Here is a 19,292-nt window from a genome sequence, read left to right on the forward strand (position 1 = left end):
GAGCTGGAGCTTCGCGGACGTGGCCTTCACCCTCCAGGCGGGACGCCAGCGCTTCACCCACCGCCGTGCCGTGGTGTGCCGGGGCCTCGAGGACGCGCGGGCCGTGCTCTCCGGCCAGCATCCCCAGCGCCTGCTCACCCAGGTGCAGGAGGCCACCGAGCGCACCGTCACCTTCCTCTTCCCGGGCCAGGGCTCGCAGCACGTGGGCATGGCGCGTGGCCTGTACGCCACCGCGCCCCTGTTCCGCCAGAACCTGGACGCCTGCTGCCACAAGCTCCAGGCCCACCTCGGCCTGGATTTGCGCGAGCTCCTCCACGCCCCCGAGGCGCGCGCCGCCGAGGCCAACGAGCGGCTGCAGCAGACGGCGCTCGCCCAGCCCGCCCTCTTCGCCATCGAGTACGCCCTGGCCCGGCAGTGGATCGCCCTCGGCGTCAAGCCGCAGGCCCTCATCGGCCACAGCCTCGGTGAGTACGTCGCCGCCTGCATCGCGGGCGTGCTCTCGCTGGACGATGCCCTGGCGCTGGTGGCGGCGCGCGGCAAGCTGATGCAGTCGCTGCCGGGCGGCACCATGCTCTCGGTGGCCCTGCCCGAGCAGCAGGTGCTGCCGCTGCTCGGCGAGCGGCTGTCGCTGGCCGCCGTCAACGCGCCCTCGCTCTGCGTCGTCTCCGGCCCCACCGAGGCCATCGAGGCGCTGGAGGCCCGCCTCGCGCCGCTGGGCGTGGAGCACCGCCGGCTGCGCACCTCGCACGCCTTCCACTCGGCGATGATGGACCCCATCCTCGCCCCCTTCACCGAGCGCGTGCGGCAGGTGAAGCTCAGCCCGCCGAAAATTCCCTTCGTCTCCAACCTGAGCGGCACGTGGATCACCGCCGAGCAGGCGACGGATCCCCGCTACTGGACCGAGCACCTGCGCCGGGCGGTGCGCTTCGGCGACGGAGTCACCACGCTGCTGGCCTCGCCGGAGGCGCTGCTGCTCGAGGTGGGCCCCGGACAGGCCCTGGGCATGCTGGTGCGGCAGGCCGGGCCGGCCGCGGTGGGGCGCACGGTGCTCTCCACGCTGCCCCGCGCGAAGGATGAGCAGCCCGACAGCGCGGCCTTCCTGGAGACGCTCGGCCGCATGTGGCTCGCCGGAGTCCAGGTGGACTGGGCGAAGCTCCACGCTCCCGAGCGCCGGCAGCGGCTCCCGCTGCCCACCTATCCCTTCCAGCGCCAGCGCTACTTCATCGAGCAGCGGCGGGTGCAGGGCGCCGCCTGGGCCGAGCCCGCGCGCGAGCGGAGCCACGAGGACGCGCAGGTGCAGCAGGCCGCGCCCGCGGCGAAGCCTTCCGCCCGCCACCAGCGGCCGGACCTGGCCAATGCCTACGAGGCGCCCCGCGGTGACACCGAGCGCGCCGTGGCCACGCTGTGGGAGGAGATGCTCGGCATCGACGGCATCGGCCTCCACGACAACTTCTTCGAGCTGGGCGGCCACTCGCTGCTGGCCACGCAGATCGCCTCGCGCGTGCGCACCCTCTTCCAGGTGGACGTGCCGCTGCGCGAGCTGCTCGAGCACCCCACCGTCCTGGGGCTGGCCGGGAAGATCGACGCCGCCCGCGGCGCGGGCCTGGAGCGCCCGGCCGAGGTGCTGCCGCGTGCCACGCGGGAGGGGGCCCTGCCGCTCTCGTCCGCCCAGCAGCGGCTGTGGTTCTTCGACAAGCTGGAGCCGGGCACTTCGCTCTACAACATCCCCGTGGTGGTGCGGCTCGAGGGGACGCTGGACGCGGCCGCTCTGGAGCGCGGCCTGGCCGAGCTGGTCCGCCGCCATGAGTCGCTGCGCACCACCTTCGTGTCGCACGGCGGAGCGCCGAGCCAGGTCATCGCCCCCTCGCTGGAGCTGCCGCTCGCGCGGGTGGACCTGAGCCACGAGCCGGAGGCCCGCCGTGGAGAAGAGGCCCACCAGCAGGTGCAGCAGGAGGCGCTGCGGCCCTTCGAGCTGGCCCAGGGCCCGCTCCTGCGCGCGCTGTTGTTGAAGCTGGCGGAGCGTGAGCACGTGCTCGTGCTGACGATGCACCACATCATCTCGGACGGCTGGTCCTTGGGTGTGCTGGTGCGCGAGCTGGGCGCGCTCTACGCGTCCTTCTCGCAAGGCCAGCCCTCGCCCCTGCCGGAGCTGGCGGTGCAGTACGTGGACTACGCGGCCTGGCAGCGGGACAGGCTCCAGGGCGAGACGTTCGCCCAGCAGCTCGGCTGGTGGCGCCAGCAGCTCGAGGGGGTGCCGCATGCGCTGGAGCTGCCCACGGACAGGCCTCGCCCGCCGGTGCAGACGTTCCGGGGCGCGAGCCACACCCAGCTCCTGCCGCGCGAGCTGTCCGAGGCCCTCAAGACGCTCGGCCAGAAGGAGGGCGCCACGCCCTTCATGGTGTTGCAGGCCGCCTTCCAGGTGCTGCTCCACCGCTACTCGGGACAGGAGGACATCTGCGTGGGCTCGCCCATCGCGGGCCGCACCCGTCCCGAGCTCGAGGGCCTCATCGGCCTGTTCGTGAACATGCTGGCGCTGCGCGCGCGGCCCTCGGGCCACCTGAGCTTCCGCGAGCTGCTGGCCCAGGTGCGGCAGACCACCCTGGACGCCTATGCCCACCAGGAGGTGCCCTTCGAGAAGCTCGTGGAAGAGCTCCAGCCCGAGCGCGACCTGAGCCGCTCACCGCTCTTCCAGGTGATGTTCGTGGTGCAGAACGCACCGATGCCGGACCTGGCCCTGCCGGAGCTGAAGCTGCGCCCGATGGCCGCCGAGGGACGCACGGCGAAGTTCGACCTGACGCTCACCTTCACGGAGCAGGCGGACGGCTTCCACACGGAGCTGGAGTACAACACCGACCTGTACGAGGCGGCCACGGCCCGGCGCATGCTGGGCCACCTCCAGACGCTGCTCCAGGGCATCGTCGCCGATCCCGGCCAGCGCATCTCCCGGCTGCCCATGCTGCCCGCGGAGGAGCGCGAGCGCGTGCTGGTGGAATGGAACGCCACGGCGCTGCCGCGTCCCGCCGAGGCCCGGCTGCACCAGATGGTGGAGCAGCAGGTGGACCGCACGCCCGATGCGCCCGCTGTCACCTACGAGGGCCAGACGCTCACCTACCGTGAGCTCGATCAGCGCGCCAACCGGCTCGCCCACCACCTGCTCTCCCTGGGGGTGGGGCCCGAGGTCCCCGTTGGCGTCTGCACCGACCGCTCCCTGGAGATGGTCGTCGCCCTGCTCGGCATCCTCAAGGCCGGCGGCGCCTACGTGCCCATCGATCCCAGCTACCCGCAGGATCGCCTCGCGTACATGCTCCAGGATTCGAGCGTGCCCGTGCTGCTCACCCAGCAGCACCTCGTGGAGCAACTGCCGGCCTCCTCCGCCACGCGCGTGTGCCTCGACTCCCAGTGGAGCCAGGTGGCGGCCCACAGCACCGCCCGGCCCAACCTCCAGCTCCACCCGCGAGGCCTCGCGTACATCATCTACACCTCGGGCTCCACCGGCCGCCCCAAGGGCGCCATGAACTTCCATCAGGCCATCTGCAACCGCCTGCTCTGGATGCAGGAGGCCTACGGCCTCGGTGCCCAGGACTCCGTCCTGCAGAAGACCCCCTTCAGCTTCGACGTCTCCGTCTGGGAGTTCTTCTGGACCCTCATGACCGGCGCTCGTCTCGTGGTGGCGAAGCCCGGTGGGCACCAGGACCCCGCCTACCTGGTGAACCTCATCCAGCAGGAGCGCATCACCACCCTGCACTTCGTGCCCTCCATGCTTCAGGCCTTCCTGGAGCAGCCGGGCGTGGAGCAGTGCCGCGGCATCCAGCGCGTCATCTGCAGTGGTGAGGCCCTCGGCGTGGAGCACGCGGAGCGCTTCCACGGCAAGCTGAAGGCCGAGCTGCACAACCTCTACGGCCCCACCGAGGCCGCCGTGGACGTGACGTTCTGGGAGTGCAAGCCGGGCGACAAGCGCCGCTCCATTCCCATCGGCCGCCCTGTCTCCAACACGCAGATGTACGTGCTGGACGGCCAGATGAACCCGGTGCCCGTGGGGGTGCCGGGAGAGCTGTTCATCGGCGGCGTGCAGCCGGCCCGCGGCTACTGGGGCAGGCCCGAGCTGACGGCCGAGAAGTTCGTCCCGGACCCGTACGCCGCCGAGCCCGGAGCGCGCCTGTACCGCACCGGAGACCTCGCCCGGTTCCTGCCCGAGGGTGAAATCGAATACCTGGGCCGTCTGGACCACCAGGTGAAGGTGCGTGGCTTCCGCATCGAGCTGGGCGAGGTGGAGTCGGCCCTGCTGCAGCACCCGTCCGTCAAGGAGGCCGTGGTGGTGGCCCGCGAGGACGTGCCCGGCGACAAGCGCCTGGTGGCGTACCTCGTGGCGCAGCCGGAGCAGACGCTCGTGACCGGCGATGTGCGGTCCGCCCTCAAGCAGGCGCTGCCCGAGTACATGGTGCCGTCGGCGATGGTGGTGCTCGACAAGCTGCCGCTCTCGCCCAATGGCAAGGTGGACCGCAAGGCCCTGCCCGCCCCGGAGCGGCCGGAGGCCAGCCAGGAGTACGTGGCCCCGCGCAACGAGACCGAGCGGCTCCTCGCCCAGCTCTGGGCCGAGGTGCTGCGCGTGCCCCGCGTTGGCATCCACGACAACTTCTTCGAGCTGGGCGGCCACTCGCTGCTGGCCACCCAGGTGCTCTCGCGCGTCGCCGCGCACTTCGGCGTCGAGGCTTCCCGCTGCGCGAGCTGTTCCAGTCCTCCACGGTGGCCACGCTGGCCGGGAAGCTGGAAGTGGCCCTGCGCTCCGGGCGCCGCCTGCAGCTCCCGCCCCTGCGCGCCCTGCCGCGCGAGGGCGAGCCGCCCCTGTCCTTCGCCCAGCAGCGGCTGTGGTTCCTCGACCAGCTCGAGCCGGGCAGCCCGCTCTACAACATCGCCCTCGCCGTCCGCCTGGAGGGCTCGCTCGACGTGCCCACGCTCGAGCGGAGTCTGGCGGAGCTGCTGCGCCGCCACGAGTCGCTGCGCACCATCTTCCCCGCCCGCTCCGGCCAGCCGGTGCAGGTCATCACCCACGCGCAGGCCCTGCTGCGTAGCGTGGACCTGAAGCACCTGCCCGAAGCCGGGCGCATGGACGAGGCGCGGCGGTTGGCGCTCGAGGAAGCCCAGCGTCCCTTCGACCTGGGCCGTGGGCCGCTGCTGCGCGCGGCGCTGCTGTCCCTGGCCGAGCGCGAGCACGTGCTGCTGCTGACCATGCACCACATCGTCTCGGACGACTGGACCATGGCGGTGCTCATCCAGGAGGCGGCGGCCATCTACGAGGCCTTCCTCGCCGGACGGCCCTCGCCGCTGCCCGAGCCGCAGGTGCAGTACATGGACTACGCGGCCTGGCAGCGCGGATGGCTGCAGGGGGAGCTGCTCGAGCAGCAGCTCGCCTGGTGGCGCCAGCAACTCGCTGATGCGCCTCGCGCGCTGGAGTTGCCCACGGACAGGCCGCGGCCCGCGGTGCAGAGCTTCCGCGGAGCGCACCAGACGGTGATCATGCCTCGCGCGCTGATGGAGGCCGTCCAGTCGATGAGCCAGCGCGAGGGCGCCACCCCGTACATGGTGCTGCTCTCGGCGTATCAGGTGCTGCTGCACCGGCTGTCCGGACAGCTCGACCTGAGCGTGGGAAGCCCCATCGCCGGCCGCAACCACGCCGAGCTGGAGCGGCTGGTGGGCTGCTTCGTCAACACGCTGGTGCTGCGCACCCGCCTGACGCCGGAGCAGACGTTCCGCGAGCTGCTGGCGCAGGTGCGTGAGGTGGTGCTGGAGAGCCTGGCCCACCAGGACGTGCCCTTCGAGCGGCTGGTGGAGGAGCTGCGCCCGGAGCGTGACCTGAGCCGCTCGCCGCTCTTCCAGGTGATGTTCGTGCTGCAGAACGTGCCCCGCTCGGAGCTGACGCTGCCGGGCCTGGCGCTGCGCCCGCTGGAGGCCACCTGGGCCCCCACCGCCAAGTTCGACCTGACGCTCACCTTCACCGAGACGCCCCAGGGCCTGCACACGCTGCTCGAGTACAACACGGATCTGTTCGACCACGGCACCGCCACGCGGATGCTGGAGCAGATGCGCACGTTGCTGGAGGGCATCGTCGCCGCCCCCGAGCGCAAGGTGCGGGAGCTGCCGCTGCTGAGCGAGGCCGCGCGCCGCCAGCTCCTGGTGGACTGGAACGCCACCCGGGTGGACTACCCGCGCGAGGCCACCCTCCCCTCGCTCTTCGAGGCGCAGGTGGAGCGCACGCCGGAAGCCGTGGCCGTGGAGTACCAGGGCCAGACGCTCACCTACCGTGAGCTCAACACCCGCGCCAACCAGCTCGCCCACCACCTGCGGGCCTACGGCGTGGGTCCCGAGTCGCGCGTGGGCCTGTGCCTGGCGCGCTCGCTCGAGCTCATCGTCGGCATCCTCGGCATCCTCAAGGCCGGGGGTACCTACGTCCCGCTCGACCCCTCCTACCCGGCCGACCGGCTGTCCTTCATGCTCCAGGACACCGGCGTCATGGTCATCGTGACCCAGGAGGACCTGGCCGATGAGCTGCCCGCGCAGGGCTCGCTCTTCGTCTGCCTGGACGCCGACTGGGATCAGGTCCAGGTGCAGCCCGGGGAGAATCCCTCGTCCGGCATCACGGCCGAGCACGTGGCCTACGTCATGTACACCTCCGGCTCCACCGGCCGGCCCAAGGGCGTGTGCGTGCCCCACCGCGGTGTCGTGCGCCTGGTTCAGGGCAGCACCTTCATCGACCTGGGCCCCCAGGAGGTCTTCCTCCAGCTCGCGCCCATCTCCTTCGACGCCTCCACGCTGGAGCTGTGGGGCGCGCTGCTGCACGGCGCGAAGCTCGTGGTGTACCCCGCTGGCACGCCCGCCCTGGACGAGCTGGGCACGGTCCTGGTGCGCTCCGGCGTGACGACGCTGTGGCTGACGGCCGCGCTCTTCGAGCAGATGCAGGCCACCCAGCCCCAGGCCCTGCGCGGCGTGCGGCAACTGCTGGCCGGTGGTGACGTGCTCCCCGTGGGCCGCGTGAAGGAGCGGCTCGCGGACGGAGGGCTCGTGGTCAACGGCTACGGTCCCACCGAGAACACCACCTTCACCTGCTGCTACCCCATGCGGGACGTGTCCCAGGTGAGTCACTCCGTGTCCATCGGCAAGCCCATCTCCAACACCCAGGTGTACCTGCTGGATGCGTGGATGCAGCCGGTGCCCGTGGGCGTGGCCGGTGAGCTCTACACCGGCGGTGACGGCCTGGCTGCCGGCTACCTCAACCGCCCGGAGCTGACGGCCGAGAAGTTCGTGCCGCACCCCTTCAGCACCGAGCCCGGAGCCCGCCTGTACCGCACGGGGGACCTGGCCCGTTACCTGCCCGATGGCCGTATCGAGTTCCTCGGCCGCCGCGACGCGCAGGTGAAGGTGCGTGGCTTCCGCATCGAGCTGGGGGAGATCGAGTCGGTGCTCGCGCAGCACATGCAGGTGCGCGAGTCCACCGTGGTGGTGCGTGAGGACGTACCGGGCGACAAGCGCCTGGTGGCCTACGTCGTCGCCAAGGACTCCGAGTCCCCGCCCGATACCAGCGCGCTGCGCGCCTGGATGAAGGAGCGGCTGCCCGAGTACATGGTGCCCCCGGTCTATGTGGTGCTGGAGGCGATGCCGCTCTCGCCCAACGGCAAGGTGGACCGCAAGGCCCTGCCCGAGCCGGACGGCTCGCGCTCGGACGCGGCCGGCTTCGAGGCCCCGCGCACGGACACCGAGGTGAAGCTGGCGGACATCTGGCGCTCGCTGCTGGGCCTGGAGCGGGTGGGCCTGCGCGATGACTTCTTCGAGCTGGGCGGCCACTCGCTGCTGGCCACCCAGGTGGTGGTGCGCATCCGCGAGGCCTTCCAGGTGGAGCTGCCCCTGCGCGAGCTGTTCGACACGCCCACGCTGGCCGGGCTGGCCGGGAGCATCGACGCCTCGCGCGGGACGAGCCCCGCGTCCCAGGCCCCAGCGCTGACGCGGGTGTCTCGCGAGGGGGCCCTGCCGCTCTCGTTCGCCCAGCAGCGCCTGTGGTTCCTGGATCAGCTCCAGCCGGGCAGCGCCTTCTACAACATCCCCGTGATGGTGCGGCTGGAAGGGCAGCTCGACGTCGCGGCCCTGGAGCGCAGCTTCGACGAGCTCGTCCGGCGCCACGAGTCGCTGCGCACCGTCTTCCGTGAGGAGCAGGGCCAGCCCGTGCAGGTGATTGCCCCCGAGGCCCGGCTGCCGCTGGCGGTGGTGGACCTGAGGGAGCTGCCCACCGGGGAGCGAGAGGCCGAGGTGCGGCGGCAGGTGGAAGCCGAGGTCCGCCGGCCGTTCGACCTGATGCGGGGACCGCTGCTGCGGCCCCTGCTGCTGCGTCAGGACGAGCAGGTGCACATGCTGATGCTGACCATGCACCACGTCGTCTCGGACGGCTGGTCCATGGGCGTGCTGGTGCGGGAGATGGCGGCGCTCTACGAGGCCCATGTGCAGGGCAAGCCCTCGCCCTTGCCGGAGCTGCCCGTGCAGTACGCGGACTACGCGGCCTGGCAGCGCGAGTGGCTCCAGGGCGACGTCCTGGCCCAGCAGCTCGGCTACTGGCGCCAGCAGCTCACGGGGGCTCCGCAGGTCCTGACGCTGCCCACCGACAAGCCCCGGCCCACGGTGCTGACCTCCCGCGGCGCCAGCCTGACGGCACAGCTCCCCTTCGAGCTTCTCCAAGGCCCTCGAGTCCGTGGGGCACGAGGCGGGGGCCACGCCCTTCATGGTGCTGCTGACGGCCTTCCAGGTGTTGATGTCCCGCTACTCGGGACAGGACGACATCTGCGTGGGCTCGCCCATCGCCGGCCGCGGCCGGAGCGAGGTGGAGGGCCTCATCGGCTTCTTCGTCAACACGCTCGTGCTGCGCACCCGCATCTCCACCCAGCAGAGCTTCCGAGAGCTGCTCGCCCAGGTGAAGGAGACGACGCTGGGGGCCTATGCCCACCAGGACGTGCCCTTCGAGAAGCTGGTGGAGGAGCTGAAGCCCGAGCGCGACCAGAGCCGCACGCCGCTCTTCCAGGTCATGTTCGGTCTGCAGAATGCCCCGCAGCCCGAGCTGAAGCTCCCCGGCTTGAAGCTGCGGGCCATCGAGCCCGAGAGCCAGACCTCGAAGTTCGACCTGACGATGTCGGTCGCCGAGACACCCGCTGGGTTCTCGATGTGGCTGGAGTACAACACCGACCTGTACGAGGCGGCCACGGCCCGGCGCATGCTCGAGCAGTTGCAGGTGCTGCTGGAGGGAATTGTCTCCGCTCCTGACCGCAAGGTGGGGGAGCTGCCCCTGCTCAGTGCCACGGAGCGTCAGCAGGTGCTGGTGGACTGGAACCAGACCCACACCGATTTCCCGCGCCAGCAGAGCATCCACCACCTCTTCGAGCAGCGCGCCCTCGGCCACCCCGAGGCCGTTGCCCTGGAGTTCGGCGAGACCCAGCTCTCCTACGGCGAGCTCAACCAGCGCGCCAACCAGCTCGCCCACTTCCTGGCCTCCAAGGGCGTGCGCTCCGGTGAGCTCGTCGGCATCTGCGTCGAGCGCTCCGCTGACCTCGTCGTCGGCCTGCTCGGCATCCTGAAGGCCGGCGCCGCCTACGTCCCGCTCGACCCGTCCTACCCGCAGCAGCGCCTGGCCTTCATGCTCGAGGACACCCAGGCCCGTGTCGTGGTGGCCCAGCGCCACCTCGTGCAGGCTCTGCCCCTCGGTGAGCGCGCAGTCGTCTGCCTCGATGAGGATCTGCACCTCATCCGTCAGCAGTCCGCGGAGCAGCTCGTCCGGTCCGTCGACTCCGCACAGGCCGCCTACGTCATCTACACCTCGGGCTCCACCGGCAAGCCCAAGGGCGTGTGCGTCCCCCATCAGGCTGTCGTGAGGCTGGTGCGCAACACCAACTTCATCGAGCTGAAGGAGAGCGACCGCGTGGGGCAGGCGTCCAACGCCTCCTTCGACGCGGCCACCTTCGAGCTGTGGGGCGCGCTGCTCAATGGTGCCCGGCTGGTGGGTGTCCCCAAGGACGTGGCGCTCGAGGCCAGGGCCCTGGGCGAGCACCTGGAGCGCACCCGCATCAACGTGCTCTTCGTCACCACCGCCCTCTTCAACCAGGTGGCCCGCGAGCGGCCCGAGTCCTTCTCCGTCCTGCGCCAGCTCCACTTCGGTGGCGAAGCCTCCGACCCCAAGTGGGTGCGCGAGGTTCTACAGAAGGGCGCTCCGGGCAAGCTGCTGCACGTGTACGGCCCCACCGAGAGCACCACCTTCGCCACCTGGTACCACGTGGAGCAGGTGGCCGATGGCATCACCACCATTCCCATCGGTGGAGCGCTGTCCAACACCACGCTGTATGTGCTCGACCGCAACGGGCTGCCGGTGCCCGTGGGCGTGCCGGGTGAGCTGTACATCGGCGGCGAGGGCCTGGCCTGGGGCTACCTGCACCGCCCCGAGCTGACGGCCGAGAAGTTCGTCCCGAATCCCTTCGCCAGCCAGCCCGGAGAGCGGCTCTACCGCACCGGCGACGTCGTGCGCTGGCTGCCCGCGGGGAGCCTCGAGTTCGTGGGCCGTGTGGACTCGCAGGTGAAGGTGCGTGGCTTCCGCATCGAGCTGGGAGAGGTGGAGTCCACGCTGGTGGGCTACCCCGGCGTGGGCGAGGCCGTGGTGATGGTGCGCGAGGACACCCCGGGCGACAAGCGCCTGGTGGGCTACGTGGTGGCTCGCGAGGGCGAGGGCCTCGAGGTGGGGGCGCTCAAGGCCTACCTCAAGGACAAGATGCCGGACTACATGGTCCCGGCCGCGCTGGTGAAGCTCGACAAGCTCCCGCTCAACCCCAACGGCAAGGTGGACCGCAAGGCCCTGCCCGTGCCGGACCGGGTGGAGACGAACCGGGAGTACGTGGCCCCTCGTAATGATACCGAGCGGCTCGTCTCGGAGCTCTGGGCCGAGGTGCTCGGGGTGGACCGCGTCAGCATCCACGACAGCTTCTTCGACCTGGGCGGCCACTCGCTGCTGGCCACCCAGGCCCTCTCCCGTATCCGCACCACCTTCCAGGTGGAGCTGCCCCTGCGAGACTTCTTCGGGGAACCCACCGTCGCCAACGTCGCGGTGAAGATCCTCAACGAGCAGGCCTCGCAAGTGGACACCGCGGAGCTGGAACGGATGATGGCCGAGCTCGATCAGCTCTCGGGTGAAGAGACAGAAGCGCTCCTCTCGAACTCTCAGCTCGACGATACAACCAAGAAGGTCTCTTCTAATGAGTGACGTGTACGACCGCCTCGCATCGCTCCCCCCCGAGAAGCGAGAGCTGCTGCTGCGTCAGCTTCGTCAGAAGCAGGCAGGCAACGTCAAGGCAGCCATCCCCCGGAGGCCGCGCACCACGGACCTGCATCCGCTGTCCTTCGCCCAGCAGCGGCTGTGGCTGTTGGATCAGCTCCAGCCGGGCAGCGCCTTCTACAACATCCCCGTGGCCATCCGGCTCACCGGAGCGCTCGACGAGCCGACGCTGCGGCGGTGCTTCAACGAGCTGCTCCGGCGTCACGAGTCGCTGCGCACCACGCTGCGCACGGAGCAGGGCCAGCCGGTGCAGGTCATCGCGCCCCAGGCGGAGCTCGCCCTGGAGACGGTGGACCTGCGGGCCCTGCCCACCGGGCAGCACGAGGCCGAGGTGCGGCGGCTGGCGGAGGACGAGGCGCGCAAGCCCTTCGAGCTGGAGCGAGGCCCCCTGCTGCGCGCCAGCCTGCTGAGATTGGCGGAGCAGGAGTACGTGCTGCTGCTGACCATGCACCACATCGTCTCGGACGGCTGGTCCATGGGCGTGCTGGTGCGGGAGATGGGCGCGCTCTACGCGTCCTTCGTCCAGGGCAAGCCTTCGCCGCTGATGGAGCTGGCGGTGCAGTACGCGGACTACGCGGCCTGGCAGCGCGAGTGGCTCCGGGGCGACGTCCTGTCCAAGCAGCTCGACTATTGGCGCAAGCAGCTCGTAGGCGCCCCGCGGGTGCTGGAGCTGCCCACCGACAAGCCTCGCCCGCCTCGTCCCTCCTTCCGGGGGGCCACGTGCTCGCGAACGCTGCCCAAGGCGCTCTCCGAGTCCCTCAAGGCGCTGGCCCAGCAGGAAGGAGCCACGCCCTTCATGGTGCTGCTGGCGGCCTTCCAGGTGCTGATGTCCCGCTACTCGGGGCAGGAAGACGTGTGCGTGGGCTCGCCCATCGCCGGCCGCAACCGGGGCGAGCTGGAGGGCCTCATCGGCTTCTTCGTCAACACGCTGGTGCTGCGCACCCGGCTCTCGCCCCAGCAGAGCTTCCGGGAGCTGCTCGCCCAGGTGAAGGAGACGACGCTGGGGGCCTATGCCCACCAGGACGTGCCCTTCGAGAAGCTGGTGGAGGAGCCTCCAGCCCGAACGGGACATGAGCCGCACGCCGCTCTTCCAGGTCATGTTCGCCGTGCAGAACGCGCCCATGCCGGAGCTGAGCTTGCCGGGGCTGAAGTTGCGCCCGCTGACGGTGGAGGGAGACTCGGCCAAGTTCGATCTGACGGTCACCCTCACGGAACGGGCGGAAGGCTTCCTCGCGGAGGTCGAGTACAGCACCGATCTGTATGAGGCCTCCACGGCCCGGCGCATGCTCGAGCAGTTGCAGGTGCTGCTGGAGGGGATTGTCTCCGCTCCTGACCGTAGGGTGCGGGAGTTCCCTCTGCTCGGCGCCACCGAGCGTCAGCAGGTGCTGGTGGACTGGAACCAGACCCACACCGACTTCCCGCGCCAGCAGAGCATCCATCACCTCTTCGAGCAGCGCGCCCTCGGCCACCCCGAGGCCGTGGCCCTGGAGTTCGGTGAGACCCAGCTCTCCTACGGCGAGCTCAACACGCGCGCCAACCAGCTCGCCCACTTCCTGGATTCCAAGGGCGTGCGCTCCGGTGAGCTCGTCGGCATCTGCGTCGAGCGCTCCGCTGACCTCGTCGTCGGTCTGCTCGGCATCCTCAAGGCCGGCGCCGCCTACGTCCCGCTCGACCCGTCCTACCCCCAGCAGCGCCTGTCTTTCATGCTGGAAGACACCCAGGCCCGCGTCGTGGTGGCCCAGCGCCACCTCGCGCAGTCCCTGCCCCTCGGTGAGCGCGCATTGGTGTGCCTGGACGAGGACCAGCACCTCATCGGCCAGCAGTCCGCCCAGCAGCTCCCTCTTTCCGTCGACTCCGCACAGGCCGCCTACGTCATCTACACCTCGGGCTCCACCGGCAAGCCCAAGGGCGTGTGCGTCCCCCATCAGGCCGTGGTGCGCCTGGTGCGCAACACCAACTTCATCGAGCTGAAGGAGAGCGACCGCGTGGGGCAGGCGTCCAACGCCTCCTTCGACGCGGCCACCTTCGAGCTGTGGGGCGCGCTGCTCAATGGTGCCCGCCTCGTGGGCGTCCCCAAGGATGTGGCGCTCGAGGCCAAGGCCCTGGGCGAGCACCTGGAGCGCACCCGCATCAACGTGCTCTTCGTCACCACCGCTCTCTTCAACCAGGTGGCCCGCGAGCGGCCCGAGTCCTTCTCCGTCCTGCGCCAGCTCCACTTCGGTGGCGAAGCCTCCGACCCCAAGTGGGTGCGCGAGGTTCTACAGAAGGGCGCTCCGGGCAAGCTGCTGCACGTGTACGGCCCCACCGAGAGCACCACCTTCGCCACCTGGTACCACGTGGAGCAGGTGGCGCAGAACGTGACGACCGTGCCCATTGGCGGCGCGCTGTCCAACACCACGCTGTATGTGCTCGATCGCAACGGGCTGCCGGTGCCCGTGGGCGTGCCGGGTGAGCTGTACATTGGCGGCGAGGGCCTGGCCTGGGGCTACCTGCACCGCCCCGAGCTGACGGCCGAGAAGTTCGTTCCCCACCCCTTCGCCAGCCAGCCCGGAGAGCGGCTCTACCGCACCGGCGACGTCGTGCGTTGGCTGCCCGGCGGCGACATCGAGTTCGTGGGCCGTGTGGACTCGCAGGTGAAGGTGCGCGGCTTCCGCATCGAGTTGGGCGAGGTGGAGTCCGCGCTCCTGGGCTACCCGGGCGTGGGCGAAGCCGTGGTGATGGTGCGTGAGGACTCTCCGGGCGACAGGCGCCTGGTGGGCTACGTGGTGGCTCGCGAGGGCCAGGGTTTCGAGGCCGCTGAGCTGCAAGGCCTACCTCAAGGACAAGCTGCCGGACTACATGGTCCCGGCCGCCCTGGTGAAGCTCGACAAGCTCCCGCTCAATCCCAACGGCAAGGTGGACCGCAAGGCCCTGCCCGTGCCGGATCAGGTGCAGACGAGCCAGGAGTACGTGGCCCCTCGCAACGAGACCGAGCGGCTCCTCGCGCAGCTCTGGTCCGAGGTGCTCGCGGCACCGCGCATTGGCATCCACGACAACTTCTTCGAGCTGGGTGGGCACTCGCTGCTGGCCACCCAGGCCCTCTCGCGCATCCGCACCGCCTTCAAGGCCGAGCTGCCCCTGCGCGATTTCTTCGAGTCCCCCACCATCGCCGCGCTCGCGCTGAGGCTCGACGCGTCCCTCGGGGCTGGCCAGGGCACCCAGGCTCCGCCCATCACCCGCGTCTCGCGGGAGGGCGCCCTTCCCCTGTCCTTCGCCCAGCAGCGGCTGTGGTTCCTGGATCAGCTCGAGCCGGGCAGCGCCTTCTACAACGTGCCCACCGCCGTGAAGCTGGAAGGCGCGTTGGATGTCACGGCGCTGGAGAACAGCCTCTCCGAGCTGGTGCGGCGCCACGAGTCGCTGCGCACCACCTTCCACACCCAGCAGGGCCAGTCCGTGCAGGTCATTGCCCCCGACGGCACGCTGCCGCTGCAGGTGGTGGATCTGAGCGCCCTGCCCTCCGCCGGGCGTGAAGCCGAGGTGCGGCGGCTCACCACCGAGGAGGCGCTGCGGCCCTTCGACCTCGGCCGCGGGCCCCTGCTGCGCGCCCTGCTGCTGCGTCTGGACGAGCACCAGCATGTGCTCATGCTCACCCTGCACCACATCATCTCGGACGGTTGGTCCATGGGTGTGCTGGTGCGCGAGATGGCCGCGCTCTACGGGGCCTTCTCCCAGGGCAAGCCCTCGCCCCTGCCGGAGCTGCCCGTGCAGTATGCGGACTACTCCGCGTGGCAGCGGGGCTGGCTCCAGGGCGAGGTGCTCGAGCAGCAACTCGGCTGGTGGCGCCAGCAACTGGCGGATGCGCCCCGCGCGCTGGAGCTGCCCACGGACAGGCCCCGGCCTGCCGTGCAGACCCACCGCGGCGCCATCTGCCGCACGCAGTTGCCTCTGCCCTTGTCGCAGGCCCTCAAGGCGCTGGCCCAGCGGGAAGGTGCCACGCCCTTCATGGTGCTGCTGGCGGCCTTCCAGGTGCTGATGTCCCGCTACTCGGGTCAGGACGACATCTCCGTCGGCTCCCCCATCGCCGGCCGCAACCGCGGCGAGGTGGAAGGCCTCATCGGCTTCTTCGTCAACACGCTCGTCCTGCGCACCCGCATCTCCGCCCAGCAGAGCTTCCGCGAGCTGCTCGCGCGCGTGCGGGAGACGACGCTGGGCGCCTACGCCCACCAGGAAGTGCCTTTCGAGAAGCTGGTGGAAGAGCTTCCAGCCCGAGCGGGACCAGAGCCGCACGCCGCTCTTCCAGGTCATGTTCGCCGTGCAGAACGCGCCCATGCCGGAGTTGGCCACGCAGGGGCTCAAGCTGAGCCCGCTGGCACTCGAGGGCGACTCGGCCAAGTTCGATCTCACCCTGGGCTTCCTGGAGACCGACCAGGGCTTCGCAGGGGAGCTGGAGTACAACACCGACCTGTATGAGGCCGCCACGGCCCGGCGCATGCTCGAGCAGTTGCAGGTGCTGCTGGAGGGGATTGTCTCCGCTCCTGATCGCAAGGTGCGGGAGCTGCCCCTGCTCAGTGCCACCGAGCGTCAGCAGGTGCTGGTGGACTGGAATCAGACCCACACCGATTTCCCGCGCCAGCAGAGCATCCATCACCTCTTCGAGCAGCGCGCCCTCGGCCACCCCGAGGCCATTGCTCTGGAGTTCGGCGAGACCCAGCTCTCCTACGGTGCAGCTCAACCAGCGCGCCAACCAACTCGCCCACTTCCTGGCCTCCAAGGGCGTGCGCTCCGGTGAGCTCGTCGGCATCTGCGTCGAGCGCTCCGCTGACCTCGTCATTGGCCTGCTCGGCATCCTCAAGGCCGGCGCCGCCTACGTCCCGCTCGACCCGTCCTACCCCCAGCAGCGCCTGTCTTTCATGCTGGAAGACACCCAGGCCCGCGTCGTGGTGGCCCAGCGCCACCTCGTGCAGTCCCTGCCCCTCGGTGAGCGCGCATTGGTGTGCCTGGACGAGGACCAGCACCTCATCCGTCAGCAGTCCGCGGAACAGCTTGTCCGGTCCGTCGACTCCGCACAGGCCGCCTACGTCATCTACACCTCGGGCTCCACCGGCAAGCCCAAGGGCGTGTGCGTCCCCCATCAGGCCGTGGTGCGCCTGGTGCGTAACACCAACTTCATCGAGCTGAAGGAGACCGACCGTGTGGGGCAGGCGTCCAACGCCTCCTTCGATGCGGCCACCTTCGAGCTGTGGGGCGCGCTGCTCAATGGCGCCCGCCTGGTGGGTGTCCCCAAGGACGTGGCCCTCGAGGCCAGGGCCCTGGGCGAGCACCTGGAGCGCACCCGCATCAACGTGTTGTTCGTCACCACCGCCCTCTTCAACCAGGTGGCCCGCGAGCGGCCCGAGTCCTTCTCCGTCCTGCGCCAGCTCCACTTCGGTGGCGAGGCCTCCGACCCCAATTCGGTGCGGGAAGTATTGACCAAGGGCGCTCCGGGCAAGCTGCTGCACGTGTACGGCCCCACCGAGAGCACCACCTTCGCCACCTGGTACCACGTGGAGCAGGTGGCGCAGAACGTGACGACCGTGCCCATCGGCGGCGCGCTGTCCAACACGACGCTGTATGTGCTCGATCGCAACGGGCTGCCGGTGCCCGTGGGCGTGCCGGGTGAGCTGTACATTGGCGGCGAGGGCCTGGCCTGGGGCTATCTGCACCGCCCCGAACTGACGGCCGAGAAGTTCGTCCCCCACCCCTTCGCCAGCCAGCCCGGAGAGCGGCTCTACCGCACCGGCGACGTCGTGCGTTGGCTGCCCGGCGGCGACATCGAGTTCGTGGGCCGTGTGGACTCGCAGGTGAAGGTGCGCGGCTTCCGCATCGAGTTGGGCGAGGTGGAGTCCGCGCTCCTGGGCTACCCGGGCGTGGGCGAAGCCGTGGTGATGGTGCGCGAGGACTCTCCGGGCGACAGACGCCTGGTGGGCTACGTGGTGGCTCGCGAGGGCCAGGGTTTCGAGGCCGCTGAGCTCAAGGCCTACCTCAAGGACAAGCTGCCGGACTACATGGTCCCGGCCGCCCTGGTGAAGCTCGACAAGCTCCCGCTCAATCCCAACGGCAAGGTGGACCGCAAGGCCCTGCCCGTGCCGGATCAGGCGCAGACGAGCCAGGAGTACGTGGCCCCTCGCAACGAGACCGAGCGGCTCCTCGCGCAGCTCTGGTCCGAGGTGCTCCGGGTGCCTCGCATCGGCATCCACGACAACTTCTTCGACCTGGGCGGCCACTCGCTGCTGGCCACCCAGATTCTTTCCCGCCTCCGCGCCACCTTCCAGGTCGAGCTGCCCCTGCGTGCGCTCTTCGAAGCCACGTCCATCGCCGCTCTGGCGCTGAAGCTCGATGAGGCCATGCGCGAGGGCCAGGGCGTCCAGGCCCCTCCCGTCACCCGGGTCTCCCGAGACGGGCTCCTGCCCCTGTCCTTCGCCCAGCAGCGGCTGTGGTTCCTGGATCAACTCCAGCCGGGCAGCGCCTTCTACAACGTGCCCACGGCCGTGAAGCTGGAAGGCGCGTTGGATGTCACGGCACTCGAGCACGCGCTCTCCGAGCTGGTGCGGCGCCACGAGTCGTTGCGCACCACCTTCCATACCCGGCAGGGCCAGCCCGTGCAGGTCATTGCCCCCGACGGCACACTGCCGCTGCGGGTGGTGGATCTGCGCGCCCTGCCCTCCACCGAGCGTGAGGTGGAGGTGCGGCGGCTCACCAACGAGGAGGCGCTGCGGCCTTTCGACCTCGGCCACGGGCCGGTGATGCGCGCCCTGCTGCTGCATCTGGACGAGCACCAGCATGTGCTCATGCTGACCCTGCATCACATCGTCTCGGACGGCTGGTCCATGGGCGTGCTGGTCCGCGAGATGGGTGCGCTCTACGCGGCCTTCTCCCAGGGCAAGCCCTCGCCCCTGCCCGAGCTGCCCGTGCAGTACGCGGACTACTCGGCCTGGCAGCGGGGCTGGCTCCAGGGCGAGGTGCTCGAGCAACAGCTCGGCTGGTGGCGTCAGCAGTTGGCGGATGCGCCTCGCGCGCTGGAGCTGCCCACGGACAGGCCGCGGCCTCCCGTGATGACCCACCGCGGCGCCACCAGCCGCGTGCAGCTCCCTCTGCCCTTGTCTCAGGCCCTCAAGGCGCTGGCCCAGCGGGAAGGCGTCACGCCTTTCATGGTGCTGCTGGCCGCCTTCCAGGTGCTCATGTCCCGCTACTCGGGACAGGACGACATCTCCGTCGGCTCGCCCATCGCCGGCCGCAACCGCGGTGAGGTGGAGGGGCTCATCGGCTTCTTCGTCAACACCCTCGTCCTGCGCTCCCGCCTCTCACCCCAGCGGAGCTTCCGCGAGCTGCTCGCGCGCGTGCGGGAGACGACCCTGGGCGCCTATGCCCACCAGGAGGTGCCCTTCGAGAAGCTGGTGGAGGAGCTGCAGCCCGAGCGCGACATGAGCCGCTCGCCGCTCTTCCAGGTCATGTTCACCGTGCAGAACGCTCCCATGCCGGAGCAGTCCCTGCCCGGCCTCACGCTGCGTCCTGTGCCTCTCGAGGGTGACTCGGCCAAGTTCGACCTCTCCCTGGGCTTCCTGGAGACCGAACAGGGCTTCCTGGGTGACCTGGAGTACAACACCGACCTGTACGAGCCCTCCACCGTCCAGCGCATGCTGGGGCACCTGCACGTGCTGCTGGAGGGCATCGCCGCCTCCCCCGAGCGCATGCTCTGGGAGCTGCCCCTGCTGGGCGAGGCCGAGCGCCGTCAGCTCCTCGTCGACTGGAGCGAGCCGCTTCCCGAGCCGGTGGGTGACACCTGCCTCCACCACCTCGTGGAAGCCCAGGTGGAGCGCACTCCCGACGCCATCGCCGTCATCTCCGGCACCCGGCGCCTCACCTACCGCGAGCTGGAGCGCCGCTCCAACCAGCTCGCCCACCACCTGCGTGCCCTCGGCGTCGG

General features: G+C 70.2%; 1 protein-coding gene and 7 pseudogenes. All 8 read left to right on the forward strand.

Going from position 1 to position 19,292, the window contains the following annotated elements:
- Positions 1-19: 19 nt before the first annotated feature.
- A pseudogene (locus tag ACN28I_RS24525) lies at positions 20-1,516 on the forward strand (acyltransferase domain-containing protein); the annotation flags it as partial.
- A gap of 105 nt (positions 1,517-1,621) precedes the next feature.
- Positions 1,622-11,278 (forward strand): annotated as a pseudogene (locus ACN28I_RS24530) (amino acid adenylation domain-containing protein).
- Positions 11,271-12,335: pseudogene (locus tag ACN28I_RS24535) on the forward strand (condensation domain-containing protein); the annotation flags it as partial. The pseudogenes ACN28I_RS24530 and ACN28I_RS24535, both read left to right, overlap by 8 nt.
- 121 nt (positions 12,336-12,456) lie before the next feature.
- Positions 12,457-14,007 (forward strand): annotated as a pseudogene (locus ACN28I_RS24540) (non-ribosomal peptide synthetase); the annotation flags it as partial.
- A gap of 181 nt (positions 14,008-14,188) precedes the next feature.
- Positions 14,189-15,529 (forward strand): annotated as a pseudogene (locus ACN28I_RS24545) (condensation domain-containing protein); the annotation flags it as partial.
- A 103-nt stretch (positions 15,530-15,632) separates the two neighbouring features.
- Positions 15,633-16,118 (forward strand): condensation domain-containing protein, encoded by a 486-nt coding sequence (locus tag ACN28I_RS24550; RefSeq protein ID WP_420944373.1) that lies wholly within the window; start codon positions 15,633-15,635, stop codon positions 16,116-16,118.
- Positions 16,105-17,193 (forward strand): annotated as a pseudogene (locus ACN28I_RS24555) (amino acid adenylation domain-containing protein); the annotation flags it as partial. The gene ACN28I_RS24550 and the pseudogene ACN28I_RS24555, both read left to right, overlap by 14 nt.
- Positions 17,194-17,262: 69 nt before the next feature.
- Positions 17,263-19,269 (forward strand): annotated as a pseudogene (locus tag ACN28I_RS24560) (condensation domain-containing protein); the annotation flags it as partial.
- Between the last annotated feature and the right edge of the window lie 23 nt (positions 19,270-19,292).

Source organism: Archangium gephyra (assembly GCF_049060025.1).
Classification (GTDB): Bacteria; Myxococcota; Myxococcia; order Myxococcales; family Myxococcaceae; genus Archangium; species Archangium gephyra_A.